Source organism: Aureimonas populi, from assembly GCF_017815515.1.
In the GTDB taxonomy this organism is placed as follows: Bacteria; Pseudomonadota; Alphaproteobacteria; order Rhizobiales; family Rhizobiaceae; genus Aureimonas; species Aureimonas populi.
In genome coordinates this window covers 1,932,375-1,947,551 of the sequence record NZ_CP072611.1, presented here as the reverse complement: position 1 = coordinate 1,947,551, position 15,177 = coordinate 1,932,375, and the positions used below count along the sequence as shown (strand labels likewise).

General features: G+C 69.7%; 19 protein-coding genes. 8 read left to right on the top strand and 11 right to left on the bottom strand.

From position 1 onward, the window contains the following. Positions 1-53: 53 nt before the first annotated feature. Complete coding sequence (gene rpmB / locus J7654_RS08965) at positions 54-365, bottom strand: 50S ribosomal protein L28 (RefSeq protein ID WP_209735581.1); 312 nt, start codon at positions 363-365, stop codon at positions 54-56. A gap of 259 nt (positions 366-624) precedes the next feature. Here rpmB and J7654_RS08960 point away from each other — a divergent pair, with 259 nt between their 5' ends. Continuing rightward, positions 625-1,401: a DUF3108 domain-containing protein gene (locus J7654_RS08960; protein WP_245195439.1), complete on the top strand. Its 777-nt coding sequence runs from the start codon at positions 625-627 to the stop codon at positions 1,399-1,401. A 3-nt stretch (positions 1,402-1,404) separates the two neighbouring features. Here J7654_RS08960 and gloB read toward each other — a convergent pair whose 3' ends face one another. Further along, positions 1,405-2,175, bottom strand: coding sequence for a hydroxyacylglutathione hydrolase (gloB, locus tag J7654_RS08955; RefSeq protein WP_209735580.1), 771 nt, complete (start codon positions 2,173-2,175; stop codon positions 1,405-1,407). Positions 2,176-2,294: 119 nt separating this feature from the next. On the opposite strand from gloB, the gene J7654_RS08950 reads away from it, so the two are divergent. Beyond that, a complete protein-coding gene (locus J7654_RS08950) occupies positions 2,295-3,185 on the top strand; it encodes a class I SAM-dependent methyltransferase (protein ID WP_209735579.1) in 891 nt (296 codons plus the stop codon). Here J7654_RS08950 and J7654_RS08945 read toward each other — a convergent pair. From J7654_RS08945 to metX, 3 genes are all read right to left on the bottom strand, one after another. Further along, a complete protein-coding gene (locus tag J7654_RS08945; RefSeq protein ID WP_209735578.1) occupies positions 3,134-3,691 on the bottom strand; it encodes a tyrosine-protein phosphatase in 558 nt (185 codons plus the stop codon). The two genes, J7654_RS08950 and J7654_RS08945, sit on opposite strands and share 52 nt — an antisense overlap. A gap of 69 nt (positions 3,692-3,760) precedes the next feature. Continuing rightward, entirely contained in the window at positions 3,761-4,375 is a 615-nt protein-coding gene (metW, locus tag J7654_RS08940; protein WP_209740371.1) for a methionine biosynthesis protein MetW, read from the bottom strand. Positions 4,376-4,425: 50 nt separating this feature from the next. Further along, complete coding sequence (metX, locus tag J7654_RS08935; RefSeq protein ID WP_209735577.1) at positions 4,426-5,610, bottom strand: homoserine O-acetyltransferase MetX; 1,185 nt, start codon at positions 5,608-5,610, stop codon at positions 4,426-4,428. Between the two features lie 193 nt (positions 5,611-5,803). Between metX and hisC the strand changes: the two genes are divergently transcribed. After that, positions 5,804-6,907: a histidinol-phosphate transaminase gene (gene hisC / locus J7654_RS08930; RefSeq protein ID WP_209735576.1), complete on the top strand. Its 1,104-nt coding sequence runs from the start codon at positions 5,804-5,806 to the stop codon at positions 6,905-6,907. Next, the gene (locus J7654_RS08925) at positions 6,904-7,848 is read left to right on the top strand and encodes a prephenate/arogenate dehydrogenase family protein (protein WP_209735575.1); all 945 of its coding nucleotides are present in this window, start codon (positions 6,904-6,906) and stop codon (positions 7,846-7,848) included. The genes hisC and J7654_RS08925 overlap by 4 nt, the downstream gene beginning before the upstream one ends. 100 nt (positions 7,849-7,948) lie before the next feature. Here J7654_RS08925 and J7654_RS08920 read toward each other — a convergent pair whose 3' ends face one another. Next, positions 7,949-8,968 carry a DUF2125 domain-containing protein gene (locus J7654_RS08920; RefSeq protein WP_209735574.1) on the bottom strand — a complete coding sequence of 340 codons (1,020 nt, stop codon included), beginning with the start codon at positions 8,966-8,968 and terminating at the stop codon, positions 7,949-7,951. 84 nt (positions 8,969-9,052) lie between these two features. On the opposite strand from J7654_RS08920, the gene J7654_RS08915 reads away from it, so the two are divergent. Next, on the top strand, positions 9,053-9,565 hold the full coding sequence (locus J7654_RS08915) for a gamma-glutamylcyclotransferase (protein ID WP_209735573.1): 513 nt from the start codon (positions 9,053-9,055) through the stop codon (positions 9,563-9,565). Between the two features lie 100 nt (positions 9,566-9,665). On the opposite strand, the gene J7654_RS08910 is transcribed toward J7654_RS08915, so the two are convergent. The 4 genes from J7654_RS08910 to ftsE all read right to left on the bottom strand — a co-directional run bounded on the left by J7654_RS08910 (position 9,666) and on the right by ftsE (position 12,911). After that, on the bottom strand, positions 9,666-10,445 hold the full coding sequence (locus J7654_RS08910) for a lysophospholipid acyltransferase family protein (RefSeq protein ID WP_209735572.1): 780 nt from the start codon (positions 10,443-10,445) through the stop codon (positions 9,666-9,668). Between the two features lie 63 nt (positions 10,446-10,508). Continuing rightward, positions 10,509-11,189, bottom strand: a complete 681-nt coding sequence (locus tag J7654_RS08905; protein ID WP_209735571.1) for a YdcF family protein — start codon at positions 11,187-11,189, stop codon at positions 10,509-10,511. An 89-nt stretch (positions 11,190-11,278) separates the two neighbouring features. Then, positions 11,279-12,259: a cell division protein FtsX gene (locus tag J7654_RS08900; protein ID WP_245195438.1), complete on the bottom strand. Its 981-nt coding sequence runs from the start codon at positions 12,257-12,259 to the stop codon at positions 11,279-11,281. Beyond that, entirely contained in the window at positions 12,252-12,911 is a 660-nt protein-coding gene (gene ftsE, locus J7654_RS08895; protein ID WP_209735570.1) for a cell division ATP-binding protein FtsE, read from the bottom strand. The genes J7654_RS08900 and ftsE overlap by 8 nt, the downstream gene beginning before the upstream one ends. A 145-nt stretch (positions 12,912-13,056) precedes the next feature. Between ftsE and J7654_RS08890 the strand changes: the two genes are divergently transcribed. The 3 genes from J7654_RS08890 to J7654_RS08880 all read left to right on the top strand — a co-directional run bounded on the left by J7654_RS08890 (position 13,057) and on the right by J7654_RS08880 (position 14,381). Next, complete coding sequence (locus J7654_RS08890; RefSeq protein ID WP_209735569.1) at positions 13,057-13,281, top strand: hypothetical protein; 225 nt, start codon at positions 13,057-13,059, stop codon at positions 13,279-13,281. 88 nt (positions 13,282-13,369) lie between these two features. Further along, positions 13,370-13,906: a hypoxanthine phosphoribosyltransferase gene (gene hpt / locus J7654_RS08885; RefSeq protein WP_209735568.1), complete on the top strand. Its 537-nt coding sequence runs from the start codon at positions 13,370-13,372 to the stop codon at positions 13,904-13,906. A 73-nt stretch (positions 13,907-13,979) separates the two neighbouring features. Next, positions 13,980-14,381 (top strand): response regulator, encoded by a 402-nt coding sequence (locus J7654_RS08880; RefSeq protein ID WP_209735567.1) that lies wholly within the window; start codon positions 13,980-13,982, stop codon positions 14,379-14,381. A 4-nt stretch (positions 14,382-14,385) separates the two neighbouring features. On the opposite strand, the gene tam is transcribed toward J7654_RS08880, so the two are convergent. Continuing rightward, the gene (gene tam / locus J7654_RS08875) at positions 14,386-15,171 is read right to left on the bottom strand and encodes a trans-aconitate 2-methyltransferase (protein ID WP_209735566.1); all 786 of its coding nucleotides are present in this window, start codon (positions 15,169-15,171) and stop codon (positions 14,386-14,388) included. Positions 15,172-15,177: the final 6 nt, after the last annotated feature.

Here is a 15,177-nt window from a genome sequence, read left to right as displayed (position 1 = left end):
GGCGCGGAGCCGAAGAATTCATGGGTCCGGGGCGCGCACGCCCGGCCCGGCGCTTACTGCGCGGCGGCGGCGCCCTCGTCGGAAGCGGCCACCTTCTTGGCGATCTGGCGCTTCAGGAGACGGGCGCGCTGCGACAGCTCGCCCTCCTTCGCCTTGGTCAGGAAGGCGTCGAGGCCGCCGCGATGCTCCACCGAGCGCAGGGCGTAGGCCGAGATGCGCAGGCGGTAGCGCTGGCCGAGGGCATCGGAGATCAGCGTGACATTGCACAGGTTCGGCAGGAAACGGCGACGCGTCTTGTTGTTCGCGTGGCTGACATTGTTCCCGGTCTGGACGGCCTTGCCGGTCAGTTCGCAAGCGCGCGACATGGAATCACCTTTCAAACTGCCATAAGCCCCGGCCAGCGCGCCGCCGTTCTTCAAAGACGGCGCGATCAACGGCCCCGGGGCGTGATCCTTGGAATTCAGCGGACCCTATAGTCTCCCCGCCCCGCCCCGTCAACCCGGCGCCCCCGACCACGCGAACGTGACCGCGCGGGAGCGGGCGCGTCGCAGTTCGGCCGGGCTGGTGGGGAAGACGCAAATCCATCTAAGATGCCGCTCCAAGCCTCCAGCCGGACACGCGCCCTTGCTCAACGCCCGCCCGATTCTCCTGCTCGCCTTTCTCCTCGGGCTCGCCATGCCGCAGGCTGCCGGGGCACAGTCCTTCTCGAGCGATTATGTGGTCTCGCTGATCGGGATTCCGATCGGGCGCGCCTCCTTCCAGACGAGCATCGGGCGGGGCGACTATTCGGTCTCGGGCACGCTCGGCTCCTCGGGCCTCGGCAGCCTCGTGTCGCGCACGGACGGAACGAGTTCGGTGGCCGGGCGCATCCGGGGCGGCGCGCTCCAGGCCGAGCGCTACCGCCTGGCCTATACGAGCGACGGGCGAAGCTGGTCGAGCGACGTGCGCATGAGCGGCGGGCGCGTGCGCTCCTCCACCGTCGCGCCGCAGCGCGAGGGCCCGCGCCCGACCGATTACGTGCCTGTCGCGCAGGGGCATCTGCGCTCGGTGGTGGACCCGCTGAGCGGCGTGATGATCCGCGCCGAGGCCAGCGAGGTCTGCAACCGCTCCCTGCCCCTCTACGATGGCTGGTCGCGGCTCGACCTGCGGCTTTCGCCGGCCGGCACGCGCCGTTTCTCGGCCACCGGCTTCTCCGGGCAGGCCGTGGTCTGCCATGCGCGGATCGCGCCCGTCTCCGGCTACCGGCGGGGCTCGAAGGGGCTCAACTTCCTGCAGGGCCAGACCATCCAGCTCTGGTTCGCCCCGCTGGGGGAGACGGGCATCTTCGCGCCTGTCTATGCCCGCGTTCCCACCCAGATCGGACCGCTCTCCCTCACCGCGACGCGCTTCGGCGCGCGGTAGCGGTCAAAAGCCGTCGCGCTTGCCGCGGAGGGCGGCGAAGATTTCCTGCGCGTTTGCGCCCTCCATGCCGAAGGCGCTCGCCAGCTCCGGGTCGTCGGCGCGCAGGAAAGGGTTGGTGCGCTTCTCCTTCTTGAGGCTGACCGGCAGCGTCGCCTTGTGGGCGACGCGCAGATCCTCCACCTGCCGCACCCGCTCGCGAAGGCGCGTGTTGCCCGGATCGACCTCCACCGCGAAGGCCGCGTTCTTGGCCGTGTATTCGTGCCCGCAATAGAGCATGGTCGTCTCGGGCAGCTCGCGCAGGCGCTTCAGGCTTTCCCAGAGCATGGCGGGGGTGCCTTCCAGAAGCCGGCCGCATCCCATGGAGAAGAGCGCGTCGCCGGCGAACAGCGCCTCGGCCTGCGGCAGGTAATAGGACACGCTGCCCAGCGTATGGCCGGGCGTATCGATCACCTCCACGCGGATGCCCCCGACATGGAAGGCCTCGCCGCCCGACACGCCGCGGTCGATGCCGGGGATGCGGTCCTTCTCCTTCTCCGGGCCGATGATCTCGACCCCGAATCGCGTCTTCAGCGCCTCGTTGGCCTCGACATGGTCGCGATGGTGGTGCGTGGTCAGGATATGGGTGAGGCGCCAGCCCTCGTGCTCCAGCGCGGCGAGGATCGGCCCCTCCTGGGGCGCGTCCACGCTGAAGGTCACGCCGCTGGCCGGCTCGTGCACCAGAACGCCGAAATTGTCGCTGTGGCAGGTGAACTGGCGGATCTCGATCTCGCCCATGGGCGGCCCCTCCTGTGCATCGGTTCCTACCGGACCATTATAGCGCGTGGCACCGGAGGGGCCACGCGGCCTCACGGGTTCCGCCCGCGCACTCAAGGTTGTAGTCTGGCGCCGTGAACATGGCACCCCTCCCCTTCGGAACCAACGCGGACATCGTCGATCTGCGCGATTTCTACGCCACGCGCCTCGGGCAGGCCGTGGCGCGCTCGCTGGGGCTGGCGCTCTCGCCGCTGTGGCGGCCCATCCCGCAGGAGCGGCTGGTGGGGCTGGGCTATGCGCCGCCCATTCTCGACCGGCTGATGGCCGACGCCGAATCGACGCTCGCCTTCATGCCGGCGGCGCAGGGGGCCATGCGCTGGCCCTACGCGGGCGCGCCCGCCACCGCGATGGTGGAGGAGGACGACCTGCCGCTGGCGGACGCCTCCATCGACCGGGTGCTGATGGTCCATGCGCTGGAATTCTCCGCCGACCCCGCGCGCATGCTGGCCGAGACATGGCGCGTGCTGGCGCCCGGCGGGCGGCTGGTGCTGGTGGTGCCGAACCGGCGGGGCCTGTGGACGCGGCTCGACCGCACGCCCTTCGGCTCCGGCCGCCCCTGGTCTCGCGGGCAGGCGACGCGCCTCTTGCGCGAGGCGATGTTCACCACCTCCGGCTTCTCGGAGGCGCTGCTCTTTCCCCCCTTCCGGCGCGCGAGCCTGTTGAGGCTCGCCGGCCCGATGGAAACGGCGGGGCGGCGGTTCTGGCCGCTTTTTGCCGGCGTCATCGTGATCGAGGCGACGAAGCTGCTCTATCGCGGCATTCCGGTGGAGAAGCGGGCGCAGGCGCGCATCCGCCTCGCCAAGCCGGCATTGGTGCCGCAGGGCGCGGCGCTCAATCGCGAAGCGTCAAACGACGAACAGGATGCAGATTCGCCCGCGCCCTTCGGGCCTGCCCTGCGTGCTGTCCGCCGCCCGATGTTTCAGAACCCGATCGTCTCCTCGAACGCGTCCCAGGAGCGGTACATCTCGTAGCGGCCGATGCCGGGGATCGGCACATGCCCGTAATAGGGCGAAATCTGGAACTCGGCCTGAAGCTCGGAGCCCTCCGCCACCGCACCGACATAGATGGCCGAGGCCAGCCCCGTGCGATTCGAGCCGTGGTCGCAATGGACGAGGACAGGCTTGGGAACGTCGCGCAGGAGCTGCGCCAGTTCCTCGGCCTTCGGCTGGTCGAGGAAGCGCGCCGAGGACATGGGATAGTCGATGGTCTCGACGCCCAGCCGCGTGGCGGCCTCGCGCGCGCCGCGCATCTCCTCGTCCGGCTCCTCATCGCGCAGATTGACGATGGTCCGGATGCCGTAGCGCTCCACATACTCCGCCACCTCCCCGGCATCGGGTTGGGAGGAGCGGTAGAACTCGCCGGGAATCACCTCGTGGAAGTTCCCCAGGAGCTGCTGGACGCCCATATGCGCGCCCACCAGCGCCGGAACGGCGAGGAACACGGCACAGACGAGGGCAAAGCGGTGCCGTTTGCGCATCGCGGACTTCCTTTTCACGGTTCGAACGGATGCCGGCTTAAGGCCGAGGCACGTCGCGAGCATGGCGGCCTACTTCCTCAGGACGAACACGGCCTGCTGGCCGAACAGGTTCCACAGCGCCCAGGGCAGGTTCATGCCCATCTTGCCCCCTTGCGCGTTCAGCGCCACGGCGCTTTCCACGCTGGCGCCCAGCTCGCGGGTGAGGTCCACGAAGTCCTGGATGGTGCAGAAGTGGATATTGGGCGTGTCGTACCACGAATAGGCAAGGTTGCGCGTCACCGGCATCCGGCCCTTGGCCAGGAGCGAGAGGCGAACGGACCAGTAGCCGAAATTGGGGAAGGAGACGATGGCGTGGCGCCCGATGCGCAACAGCTCGGAAAGGACGAGGCGGGGGCTTTGCGTGGCCTGGATGGTCTGCGACAGGATGACGTAGTCGAAGGCCGCGTCCGGATAGTGGATCAGGTCGCGGTCCGCGTCTCCCTGCACCACGGACAGGCCCCGCGCCACGCATTCGTTGACGCCCTGCTGGCTCAGCTCCATGCCGCGCGCGTCCACGCCCCGGCGTGCCTGGAGAAGCGCCATCAGCGCGCCGTCGCCGCAGCCGACATCCAGGACCCGGCTGCCGGGCGCGACGAGATCGGCGATCAGCTCCAGGTCGACGCGCGCATTGCCGTCGGCCGCCACGGTGGCCGTGGTGGGCACCGGAGGCTCGAAGATGGTGGCCCCGTCGAGCTTCATTTCAGTCCCCTCGCCTTGGCCGCGGAGCGGATGAAGCCATCCATGGCGGCGAAGAATTCCGGCTCGTCGAGCAGGAAGGCGTCGTGGCCCTTGTCCGTGGCGATCTCCACGAAGGAGACGGAGGCCGCGACCGCGTTCAGCGCATGGACCACGGCGCGGCTCTCGGCCGTGGGAAACAGCCAGTCGGAGGAGAAGGAGACGAGGCAGAAGCGCGACTGCGTGCCCCGGAAGGCTTCCGCCAGCCGCCCGCCATGCTCGGCCGCGATGTCGAAATAGTCCATCGCGCGCGTGAGATAGAGATAGGCGTTGGCGTCGAACCGGTCCACGAATGTGGTGCCCTGGTGGCGCAGATAGCTCTCGATCTGGAAATCGGCCTCGAAGCCGAAGCCGAACCTGTCTCGATCCTGAAGGTTGCGGCCGAACTTGCGGTGCAGCGCGGCCTCCGACAGATAGGTGACATGCGCGGCCATGCGCGCCACCGCCAGGCCCTTGTGGGGGCGGGTGCCGGCCTCGATATAGCGCCCCCCGCGCCATTCGGGGTCGGCCATCACGGCCTGCCGGCCCACCTCGTGGAAGGCGATGTTCTGCGAGGAATGGCGCGCGCCGGTGGCGACCGGCAGCACCGAGAAGACGCGCTCGGGATAGGCCACGGCCCATTGCAGCGCCTGCATGCCGCCCATGGAGCCGCCGATCACGGCGAAGAGCTGGTCGATGCCGAGGCGGTCGATCAGCATGGCCTGCGCGCGCACCATGTCGGGGATCGTCAGCACCGGCAGGTCGAGCGCATAGGGCCGCCCGCTCGCCGGGTCGATCGAGGCCGGGCCGGTGGAGCCCATGCACGAGCCGATGACGTTGGCGCACACGACGAAGAAGCGGTTCGTGTCCACCGGCTTGCCGGGGCCGATGATGGAGGACCACCAGCCCGGCTTGCCCGTGACCGGATGGCGGCTGGCCACGTGCTGGTCGCCCGTCAGCGCATGGCAGACATAAATGGCGTTGGACTTGTCGGCGTTCAGCTCGCCATAGGTCTCGTAGGCGATCTCGAAGGGCGAGAGCGTGGCGCCCGCGTCGAGGTGCAGCGGCTCGTCCGCGCCGAAGCGCATGACCCTGGAGGAAGGCTCGCGGGCTTCCTTCAGGCCGAGGGCCGTCTCATCCTTCAAGGGCGCTGCGATGATCGACATGGGGCTCTCCCGCGAACATGGCCGTTGCTATGGCAGATCGGGCCGCGTTTGCAACCTTGCGCGCCCGGCCCGGCGCAAGCCCTTGCCCGCAAAGGCGGCCGGGGCCTCGACAGAAGCCCTGCCGGGGGCTATGCGGCGCCTTGTGAAAACCGGCCCCTGTGGCCCTTTCCCAGCTGCGAAGGACAGGCGAGCGATGCAGAGCCAGAACCGGGGCCCGGCCCCCAAGCCCGGCGTTCTCGACATCCATGCCTACGAGCCCGGCAAGAGCCGCGCGCCCGCCGGCGTGGAACTTCACAAGCTGTCCTCCAACGAGACGCCGCTCGGCCCCTCGCCCAAGGCGCGCGAGGCGATGATGGAGGCGGCCGCGCATCTGGAGCTCTACCCGGACGGGCAGGCGCTGGCGCTGCGCGAGGCCATCGCCGAGGTGCACGGGCTCAGCCCGAAGCGCATCCTGGCCGGCAACGGGTCGGACGAGCTTCTGGGCCTCCTGGCGCAGGCTTTCCTCGCGCCCGGCGACGAGGCGATCCACACCGAGCACGGCTTCCTCGTCTACGACATCTACATCCGCGCGACGGGCGCAAAGCCGGTGGTGGCCCGCGAACAGGCCGAGCGGGCCGACGTGGACGCGATCCTCGCGCTCGTGGGCGAGAAGACGAAGATCGTCTTCCTGGCCAACCCCAACAACCCGACCGGCACCTACCTGCCCTTCGACGAGGTGCGGCGCCTGCATGCGGGCCTGCCGGACCATGTGCTGCTCGTGCTCGACGCGGCCTATGCCGAATATGTGCGGCGCAACGACTACGAGGCGGGCGTCGAGCTGGTGAGCCAGGCGCGGAACGTCGTGATGACGCGCACCTTCTCCAAGATCCACGGCCTTGCCGCGCTGCGCATCGGCTGGCTCTACGGGCCCGAGGCCGTGGTGGACGCGCTGAACCGCATTCGCGGACCCTTCAACATCAACGCGGCCGCCATCGCGGCGGGCGCGGCGGCGGTGCGCGACCGGGCGCATGTCGAGAAGACGGTGGAGCACAACAATCTGTGGCTCGGGCGGCTGACGGAGGAACTGACGGCGCTGGGCCTGCGCGTCACTCCCTCGGTCGGCAATTTCCTGCTGGTGCACTTCCCGGACGAGGACGGGCGGCGGGCGGCGGAGGCCGACGCCTTCCTCACCGAACGGGGCTTCATCCTGCGTCGCGTGACCGGCTACGGCTTCCCCAACGCGCTGCGCATGAGCGTGGGCTCGGAGAAGGCCAATCTCGGCGTCCTCGCCGCGCTCGGCGAGTTCCTCAAACGATGACGCCCCTTTTCGGCAAGGTCGCGCTGGTCGGTATCGGCCTGATCGGCTCCTCGATCGCCATCAACCTGCGCGAGCGGGGCCTTGCGAGCGAGATCGCCATCGCCACCCGGCGGGAGGGGACGCTGGCGCGCGCGCGGGAGCTGGGCCTCGGCACCAGCTATCACAGCGACCCTATCGAGGCGGTAAAGGATGCCGATCTCGTCATCCTGTGCGTGCCGGTGGGGGCCTGCGGGGCGGTGGCGCAGGCCATCGCGCCCGCGCTCAAGCCCGGCGCCGTGGTGACGGATGTCGGCTCGGTGAAGGGCTCGGTGGTGGCCGACATGGCCCCGCACCTGCCCGCCCATGTCCATTTCGTGCCCGGCCACCCCATCGCCGGCACCGAGCAGTCCGGCCCCGACGCTGGCTTCCTCGAGCTGTTCGAGAACCGCTGGACCATCCTGACGCCCGTGGAGGGCACGCAGGCGCAGGCCACGGAACGACTGCGCGCACTGTGGGAAGCGATGGGCGCCATGGTGGAGGTGATGAGCGCCGAGCACCACGACCTCGTGCTGGCCATCGTGTCCCACGTGCCGCATCTCATCGCCTACAACATCGTGGGCACGGCCGCCGACCTCGAAACGGTGACGCAGTCGGAGGTGATCAAGTTCTCCGCCTCCGGCTTTCGCGACTTCACCCGCATCGCCGCCTCGGACCCCACCATGTGGCGCGACATCTTCCTGACCAACCGCGAGGCGGTGCTGGAGATGCTGGCGCGCTTCTCGGAAGACCTCGCCTCGTTGCAACGGGCGATCCGCTGGGGCGACGGCGACGCGCTGTTCGAGCTGTTCACGCGCACGCGCTCCATCCGCCGCTCCATCGTGGAGGCGGGGCAGGACACGGCCGAAGCCAATTTCGGCCGCCTGCCGCCGCGCAAGGACCCGTGGAACGAGGCGGGCGACTAGAGCAATCCCAGCGACAACGGGAACCGGTTTTTGTGTCCGCGACTGCGTAAGAACAAATTGATGGAGCATGGGTGGTGATCCCGTTTCCGCCTGAAATGCCTTAGATCGGCGGGATGCGGCCGAGCGGGATGAAGCCGAGTTGGGCGCGCCCCTCCCGCACCTGGATATCGACCACGGTGCGCCCGTTCTCCTGCCGCCCGGCGAAGGCGAGCCCGCCGGCAAGGGCGCTGGCGACGCCCGCCGAGCCGGGCAGCAGCGTCTCCACCAGCCCCGCGATGGCCTGCGGGTTTTCCACCGCCAGCGCGAAGTCGCCCGAAATCTCGCCGCCTTGCGAGATGGCATAGGGGCCGCTGATTTCGGCCGCCCCGCCGCCTTGCAGATCGAGGCGTAGCATCCGCAGATGCCCGTCCCGCCCGCGAAGGGCGGCGTCCAGCCGCCCGCCGGGCAGGCCCTGCGACAGCCAGTCCTGCGCGCCCGCCACGGCCATCTCGGCATAGAGGTCGAAGGGCGGCAGGCTTGCCAGCCCCGGCGGCGTGACGACGAGCCCCTCGTCGCGGATCGCCAGATCGAGATCGCCGGCATTGCGGCGCGCGTGAATCTCGAACCGCTCGGACCGCGCCACTTCCAGCCGGTCGGACGCCGGCTGGCGCAGCGCCACGAGCGGCGCGTCCACCGCGATGGAGAGGCGGTCGAGGGTGAGGCCGTCGAACACGGCCGAGGCGCGGCCCAGCCGCCACAGGACGTCGAAGGGCGGCAGGTCGGGCGCCTCCACGCTGGCGGGCCCGTCGAACTCCAGCACGATGCGCGAGGGATCGTAGATCTGGGCGGCGGTGCGCACGGCGCCGCCGCTGGCGTTCACCGCGCTTTCCGGCGCGTGGAGCGTCACCGCGTCGCAGGACAGGCCGAGCCGGAACGGAAAGCCGAAGACGCTGCGATTGGCGCAGCCGACGGTGACGCCGCGCCCGGCCGCCGCCTGGAGCGCGGCCTCGGCGCGGCGGTCCAGCTCGCCCGCCAGATAGAACCACGCCGCCACGAGACCGGCCGCCAGAAGGACGACGATGCCGGCCACGATGGCGAAGGCCCGCATGGCGCCCGAGCCGGTTTTTGCGCTTGACGCCATGGGGTCCCCTGTCCTTTCACTGCCGCTCACTGCCGCCGTCCGGCCCACGGGTTGTCGGGCGGGCATCGGGGAATTTCAAGGGCGATGAGCGATCTTTGGGTCTTCGGATATGGTTCGCTGATCTGGCGTCCGGGCTTCTCCTTCGCCGAACGCGCCAAGGGCCGGCTGGCGGGCTATCATCGCTCGCTCTGCGTGCGCTCCCACGTGCATCGCGGCACGCCGGAGCGGCCGGGACTCGTCTTCGGGCTCGACCGGGGCGGCTCATGCGTCGGCATGGCGTTTCGCGTGGAGGCGGCGCTGGCGGAGGCGACCATCCACTATCTGCGCGAGCGAGAGCTGGTGACGCATGTCTACCGCGAGACCACGCTGCCCGTGCGGCTGGAGGACGGGCGGCTCGTGCGCGCGCTGGCCTATGTCGTGGACCGCGGGCACAGCCAGTATGCCGGGCGCCTCTCGGCGAGCGAGGCGGCCCATATGGTGGCGCGCTCGCACGGGCGCTCCGGCCCGAACACAGAATATGTGACATCGGCGCTGGGCGAAATCCGCGCGCTCGGCCTCAGCGATTCCTGGCTGGAGGAGGTCGTGGCGCGCCTCTAGAGCATTTCCGGTGAAAACCGGATTACCTCCCCATGCACTATCTCTTTGTTCTTACGCAGTCCCGGACGCAAAATCGGTTCCCACTTTTGCAGGAATTTCTCTAGGCGCCCTCCTCCGCAAGGCGCGCGCGCACCAGATCGCTCATCGGAAGGTCGGCGCGCTCGGCGTAGGCGGCGCGCATCAGGGCCAGCGAGGCGGTCTCGATCTCGTCCCGCAGGCGGCCGAGAAAGGCCTCGCGCTCCAGGCCCGGCCCGATGACGGGCAGGAATTCGGCCCGGATGGTGCCCGGCTCGCGGCGAAAGGCCTTGCGCGGCCAGAACAGGCCGGAATTGACAGCCACGGGCGCGATGGTGAGCGACAGCTCCGAATAGAGATAATGGACGCCCGGCCGGTAGTTGGGCGCCGCGCCGGGCGCGGCCCGCGTGCCCTCCGGGAAGATCACCACGTGGCGCCCCTCCTCCACCGCCTCGCGCACCGCGCCGCGAAGCGAGGGGAGCGTCGCGCCGCGCTTGGCGCGGTCCACGGGGATCATCCGCATCCGCCGGGCGTACCAGCCGAAGACAGGGATCGCCATCAGCTCCTTCTTGAGGATGAAGGCGGGCTTCTCCAGCTCGGGAATCAGCGCGAAGGTTTCCCAGAAGGACTGGTGCTTGGAGGCGATGATCGCCCCCCCGCTCGGGATGTTCTCCCGCCCCGAAATGACGGTGCGGATGCCGGCCACATGGTGAAGGATCCAGAGGCTGGAGCGCGCCCAGTTCTTGACGATCGCCCAGCAATGGCGCTCCGGCAAGAGGAAGAACACCGGCAGATACACCAGAAGCTGAAGGATCAGGTTGGCGTAGAAGCAGATGTGGAAGGCGAGCGATCGTAGAAGCGTCATGTCCCGGCGAAGCGTTGCGCGTCGTGCTCTCTTAACCGCGCAAGGCCCACAAGCAAAGCCACGTCAGGAGGCGGGATCGTGGGCGGCCAGCTGCCTGTGGCTGCTGCGCGCATAGTCTATGCCGGTGGCCAGCCGCGCCTTGGCGGCCAGAACCTTGGCGAACTCGGTGGCCAGGAGCCTGAGGCCGAGGCGTGTCGGCGTGCCGTCCGCGCGCCAGAGCTTTTCGGGCGAGACGGGATAGGGCACCACCACAGGCGCGTCCGCCACGCCCTCCAGCTCGATCAGCGAACGGGGGATGTGATAGTCGCTGGTGACGAGGATCAGCCGGTCCAGCCCGTGCTCGCGCGCCCACCGGGCGGTCATGCGCGCATTGCCGATCGTATCGAGCGCGGCGTAGTCGAGGTCCACGCAGCATTCGAACAGGGAGCGGTCGTTGCCGGTGAGGCGCGAGAGGCTGGCGATGCCGGTGCCGGGATTGACGCCGCTGATGAGCAGGCGCTGGCCCTCGCCACGCTTGAGCAAGTCGAGCGCTCGCTCGATGCGCTGCGCGCCGCCCGTGAGCACCACGATGCCGTCCGTCTCTTCCAGCGAGGCCGGCACGGAAAGGGAGGCGACCTCCTGCGCGAAGCGCAGGAAGCCGCCCGCCAGATAGGCGGACAGCGCGAGCGCGACGATGAGCGCCACGCCCAGCAACCGGGCGGCCAGACGCCGCCCCCTCCCCTTCCTGTCGCTCTTCTGCCTCATCCGCGAATCCGTCTTGCCGCGTGCGAACCGCCCGATCATTGGCGCCTCAACGCTGCCTGGGGCTTGAACGGCCAGCATAGCCTAAACGTTCAACCTTCCACCGGCGAAAGCATGTCGATGGCCGCGAGCTGGCGCTTGACCGTGAGGCGCGAGGTGAGCGCGGTGACGAGGCCCACGAGGAGCGCCAGCACCACCACACCCGCATAGCCGCCCCAGCCGATGGCGAAGGAGCCGAACAGCGCCCCGATCTGGTCGGCCTCCGGCGTGGCGCGGTTGGAGCGCGCCCACCAGCCCACGAGGCCGAACACGGCCAGCGCCCCCGCCCCACCCGTGGCCGCGCCCAGAAGGCCGAGGCGCAGGAAATGGCGCTGGAACTCGGCGGCGATGAAGCTGGAGCGCGCGCCCACGAAATGCAGCACCTCGATGATCTGGCGATTGCCCGACATGGCCCCGCGCGTGGCGAAGACGACGGTGAGGACGGTGGCCGTCAGGACGAGGCCGAGAATCGCGATACCGGCCAGGACCGTGGCCCGCGCCATGGAGACGAGCCGCGAGACCCAGGCGCGATGATCGTCGAGGCTGGCCTGCGGCACCGCTTCACGGACACGCTCGCCCAGCGCGGCGAAATCGGGCGGGGCCGCTTCGTCGATGGAGACGATCAGGAGGCGCGGAACGGGCAGTTCCTCCAGGTCCAGCCCCGGGCCGAGCCAGGGCTCCAGGAGGCGGGCCGTCGCGCCATCGTCCAGAATTTCGGCCGCCACGACGCCCGGCGTCGCCGCCACCAGCGCGCGCAGGCGGCCGAGCGCCTCGCCCATGTCGAGCCCGTCCTCCGGCAGGATCTGGATGGTGATCTCGCGCGAGATCTCGCTCTCCCAGTCGAATGCCGCTTCCGCCACCAGGGACACGGCCCCGAAGGTGAGGCTGGCGAGGAAGGTCATGATCGCGATGACGGTGGTGAGCGCGCGGCCGGCGACATTGCCCGGCGGCACGATGGGCGTGGGGCGCGCCCCGCGGGCCCGCCGCCAGGAGCGCACGGCTCGCGACAGATGGTCCGCCAGCGCCCTAATCATAGATTTCGAGCCGCCCTTCCGAGAGCACCAGCCGGCGCGCCTCCACCTGCTCCATCAGGCCGAGATCGTGCGTGGCGATGACCACCGCCGTGCCCGTGCGGTTCAGCTCCATGAACAGGCGCAGGAGCCGGCGGGCGAGCGGCGGGTCGACATTGCCGGTGGGCTCGTCCGCCAGGAGGATGTCGGGCTGGTCGATGAGCGCGCGGGCGATGGCCGCGCGCTGCTTCTCGCCGCCGGACAGGACGGCCGGCGGCGCGTTCAGCCGCTCTCCCAGCCCCACCCAGCGGATGAGGTCCACCACGTCCTGCCGGTAGCTGTCCTCCGCCCGACCCCGCACCCGCAGCGGCAAGGCGACGTTCTCGTAGGTGGTCATGTGGTCGAGCAGGCGGAAATCCTGGAACACGACGCCGATCCGCCGGCGGATGGGCGGCAGGTCCTCGCGCGTCAGGGTGGAGGCATCGCGGCCCATGATGGTGACGAGCCCGCGCGTCGGCCTGAGCGCCAGGAACAGCATGCGCAGAAGGCTGGTCTTGCCCGCGCCGGATGGGCCGGTGAGGAACTGGAAGGACTGGCGACCGATCTCGAACGTCAGGTCGCGCAGCACCTCGGGGCCCATGTCATAGCGCAGGCCGACATTCTCGAATCGTATCAAGGTCTCTCCCGCAGCCGCCCCGGCGCTTGATGTGCGCCGGCATACTGGTCATTCTCATGCCGGGCGCCATCGGGGCCCGGTTCACCATTCGTTAACCATGAGGACCTTACCCCTTCCTGAACAGGAGCGAGAGAGGACGAGAGCCATGACACGCGACCCGAACGTCCCCGGCCCGCGCCGCGCCCGGCGCGGCCTCGTCATCGAGGGCGAGATCGTGGCGCGCGCGGGCAAGGCGCCGGCCCCCCGGCCCGTGCCGGCGCCGGACCTTGCGGCGCGTCTCGGCCTGCGCCCGTATCAATCGCTGCTCGACGATGCTATGCGCCTTGCCAGGCGCTGCCGCCCGATGGGAACGGCCTCGAGCCGGGTCTGACGCCAGGCCCGCCAGCGCGCCTCCGGGCCGGCCGGACGCCGGAACGCCTACGAGGCCGGGCGGCGCGGCCGCCCGGAACGGAAACCGAATGATCCACGTCCGCGGCCGGTCCATCGAGACACTCTACAGCGCGCAGGAGATCGCAGGAGCCGTGCGCCGGCTCGCCGGCGAGATCGCCGCGAGCGGGCCGGGCGACCTGCTTCTCGTGGGCATACTGAAGGGCGCCTTCGTCTTCACGGCCGACCTTCTGCGGGCCCTGCACGAGGCGGGCCTCTCGCCCGAGGTCGAGTTCATGTCGCTCTCCAGCTACGGCGCGGGAACCGAGGGCGGCGAGGTGCGCATCCTGCGAGATGTGGAGCAGAGCGTTGCGGGCCGCCACGTGATTCTCGTCGACGACATCCTGGAATCGGGCCGCACGCTCAAATTCGCGCGCGAGCTGATGCTGGAGCGGGGCGCGGCGCGCTCGCAGATCGCCGTGCTCCTCGACAAGGCGATGCGCCGCAAGACCGAGATCGAGGCCGACTATGTGGGCTTCTCCTGCCCCGACCATTTCGTGGTGGGATACGGCATGGATGTGGGCCACGCCTTTCGCGAGCTGCCCTTCGTCGGGCGCGTCGTCGAATAAGGTCCGCGTAAGGATTGGCCGTCATACTGCTTCCGGCCGGCATGCATTCGCCGGCGGCAAGGAAGAGGACGGCATGGCCAAGATTCTCGTCGCCGAGGACGACGCGGGCGTGCGCCTTCTGGTGGCGCGGGCCCTGCGTCTGGACGGCCATGCCGTGAGCGTGGCCGAGGACGGCGAGGAGGCGCTGGAGGTGCTCGTCGCCGAGGACGGGGATTTCGACCTCGTCCTCTCCGATATCCGCATGCCGGCGATGACCGGCATCGAGCTGGCCCATGCCTCGCGTTCCGCCTTTCCCGACCTGCCGATCCTGCTGATGACCGGCTATGCCGAGCAGCGCGAGGCGGCGGAGGATTTGACGGCGATCATCGAGGGCGTGGTCGACAAGCCCTTCACGCTCGCCGAGATCCGCGCCCGCGTGACCAAGGCCCTCATGGCCGCCCCCGCCCGCGCCGAGCCGCTGCGCCGCTACGGCTGAGCCTTCAGCCCTTTTTCGCCACGAAGAAGAGGCGCGGGAAGCCGAGGAGGAGGCGCCCGTCGGAGCGCGCCGGATAAGCCTTCTCCATCTCCCGCGTATAGCGTTCCAGGAAGTCCGCCTTCAGCGCCTCCGGCAGCGGATCGAGAAAGGGCTTGAGCCCCGTCGAGCGGAACCATTGCGTGATGGCCTCGGCGCTCTCCATCGGGTGCTGGTAGTGCGTGAGCCAGACATCGACGCCCTGCGCCTGCCCCGCCAGCCAGTCATAGACCGTGTGAAGCGGGGCGATCGGCTCCCGCGCCTCGCCGGCGCCGGCCAGATAGGGCGCGAAGGCCGGTTCCCGCGCGATCCGCGCCATGGCCGTCTGGCTCGGATCGGCCAGATTGTCGGGCACCTGAGCCGCCAGAAGCCCTCCCGGCGCGACATGGGAGAGGAGGCCGGGCAGAAGCGCCTCGTGCCCGCGCACCCATTGCAGGGCGGCGTTGGAATAGACGAGATCGAAGCGGGTACCCGGCCGCCAGTGCGCGATATCGGCGCGTTCGAAGGCGCAATGGGGCAGGCGCTCCCGCGCCGCCTCCAGCATCGCCTCCGACAGGTCGTAGCCGGTGATGCGCGCCTTCGGGAAGCGCCGGGCCAGAAGCTCAGTGGAATTGCCGGGACCGCAGCCGAGATCGGCGATGGAAAGCCGCTCGCCATCCGCCGAATCGATCAGGCAGCGGGCGAGGAGATCGCGCGCGGGCCTTGTGCGCTCGTCCTCGAAGCGTGTGTAGAGCGCGGGGTTCCAGTCGGTCATCGGGGC

Bases quoted from the DNA above. Each gene is read 5' to 3' on its own strand.
- rpmB (WP_209735581.1), bottom strand. From the start codon at position 365: ATGTCGCGCGCTTGCGAACTGACCGGCAAGGCCGTCCAGACCGGGAAC.
- gloB (WP_209735580.1), bottom strand. From the start codon at position 2,175: ATGGGCGAGATCGAGATCCGCCAGTTCACCTGCCACAGCGACAATTTC.
- J7654_RS08950 (WP_209735579.1), top strand. From the start codon at position 2,295: ATGGCACCCCTCCCCTTCGGAACCAACGCGGACATCGTCGATCTGCGC.
- J7654_RS08945 (WP_209735578.1), bottom strand. From the start codon at position 3,691: ATGCGCAAACGGCACCGCTTTGCCCTCGTCTGTGCCGTGTTCCTCGCC.
- metX (WP_209735577.1), bottom strand. From the start codon at position 5,610: ATGTCGATCATCGCAGCGCCCTTGAAGGATGAGACGGCCCTCGGCCTG.
- hisC (WP_209735576.1), top strand. From the start codon at position 5,804: ATGCAGAGCCAGAACCGGGGCCCGGCCCCCAAGCCCGGCGTTCTCGAC.
- J7654_RS08925 (WP_209735575.1), top strand. From the start codon at position 6,904: ATGACGCCCCTTTTCGGCAAGGTCGCGCTGGTCGGTATCGGCCTGATC.
- J7654_RS08920 (WP_209735574.1), bottom strand. From the start codon at position 8,968: ATGGCGTCAAGCGCAAAAACCGGCTCGGGCGCCATGCGGGCCTTCGCC.
- J7654_RS08915 (WP_209735573.1), top strand. From the start codon at position 9,053: ATGAGCGATCTTTGGGTCTTCGGATATGGTTCGCTGATCTGGCGTCCG.
- J7654_RS08910 (WP_209735572.1), bottom strand. From the start codon at position 10,445: ATGACGCTTCTACGATCGCTCGCCTTCCACATCTGCTTCTACGCCAAC.
- J7654_RS08905 (WP_209735571.1), bottom strand. From the start codon at position 11,189: ATGAGGCAGAAGAGCGACAGGAAGGGGAGGGGGCGGCGTCTGGCCGCC.
- J7654_RS08900 (WP_245195438.1), bottom strand. From the start codon at position 12,259: ATGATTAGGGCGCTGGCGGACCATCTGTCGCGAGCCGTGCGCTCCTGG.
- J7654_RS08890 (WP_209735569.1), top strand. From the start codon at position 13,057: ATGACACGCGACCCGAACGTCCCCGGCCCGCGCCGCGCCCGGCGCGGC.
- hpt (WP_209735568.1), top strand. From the start codon at position 13,370: ATGATCCACGTCCGCGGCCGGTCCATCGAGACACTCTACAGCGCGCAG.
- J7654_RS08880 (WP_209735567.1), top strand. From the start codon at position 13,980: ATGGCCAAGATTCTCGTCGCCGAGGACGACGCGGGCGTGCGCCTTCTG.
- tam (WP_209735566.1), bottom strand. From the start codon at position 15,171: ATGACCGACTGGAACCCCGCGCTCTACACACGCTTCGAGGACGAGCGC.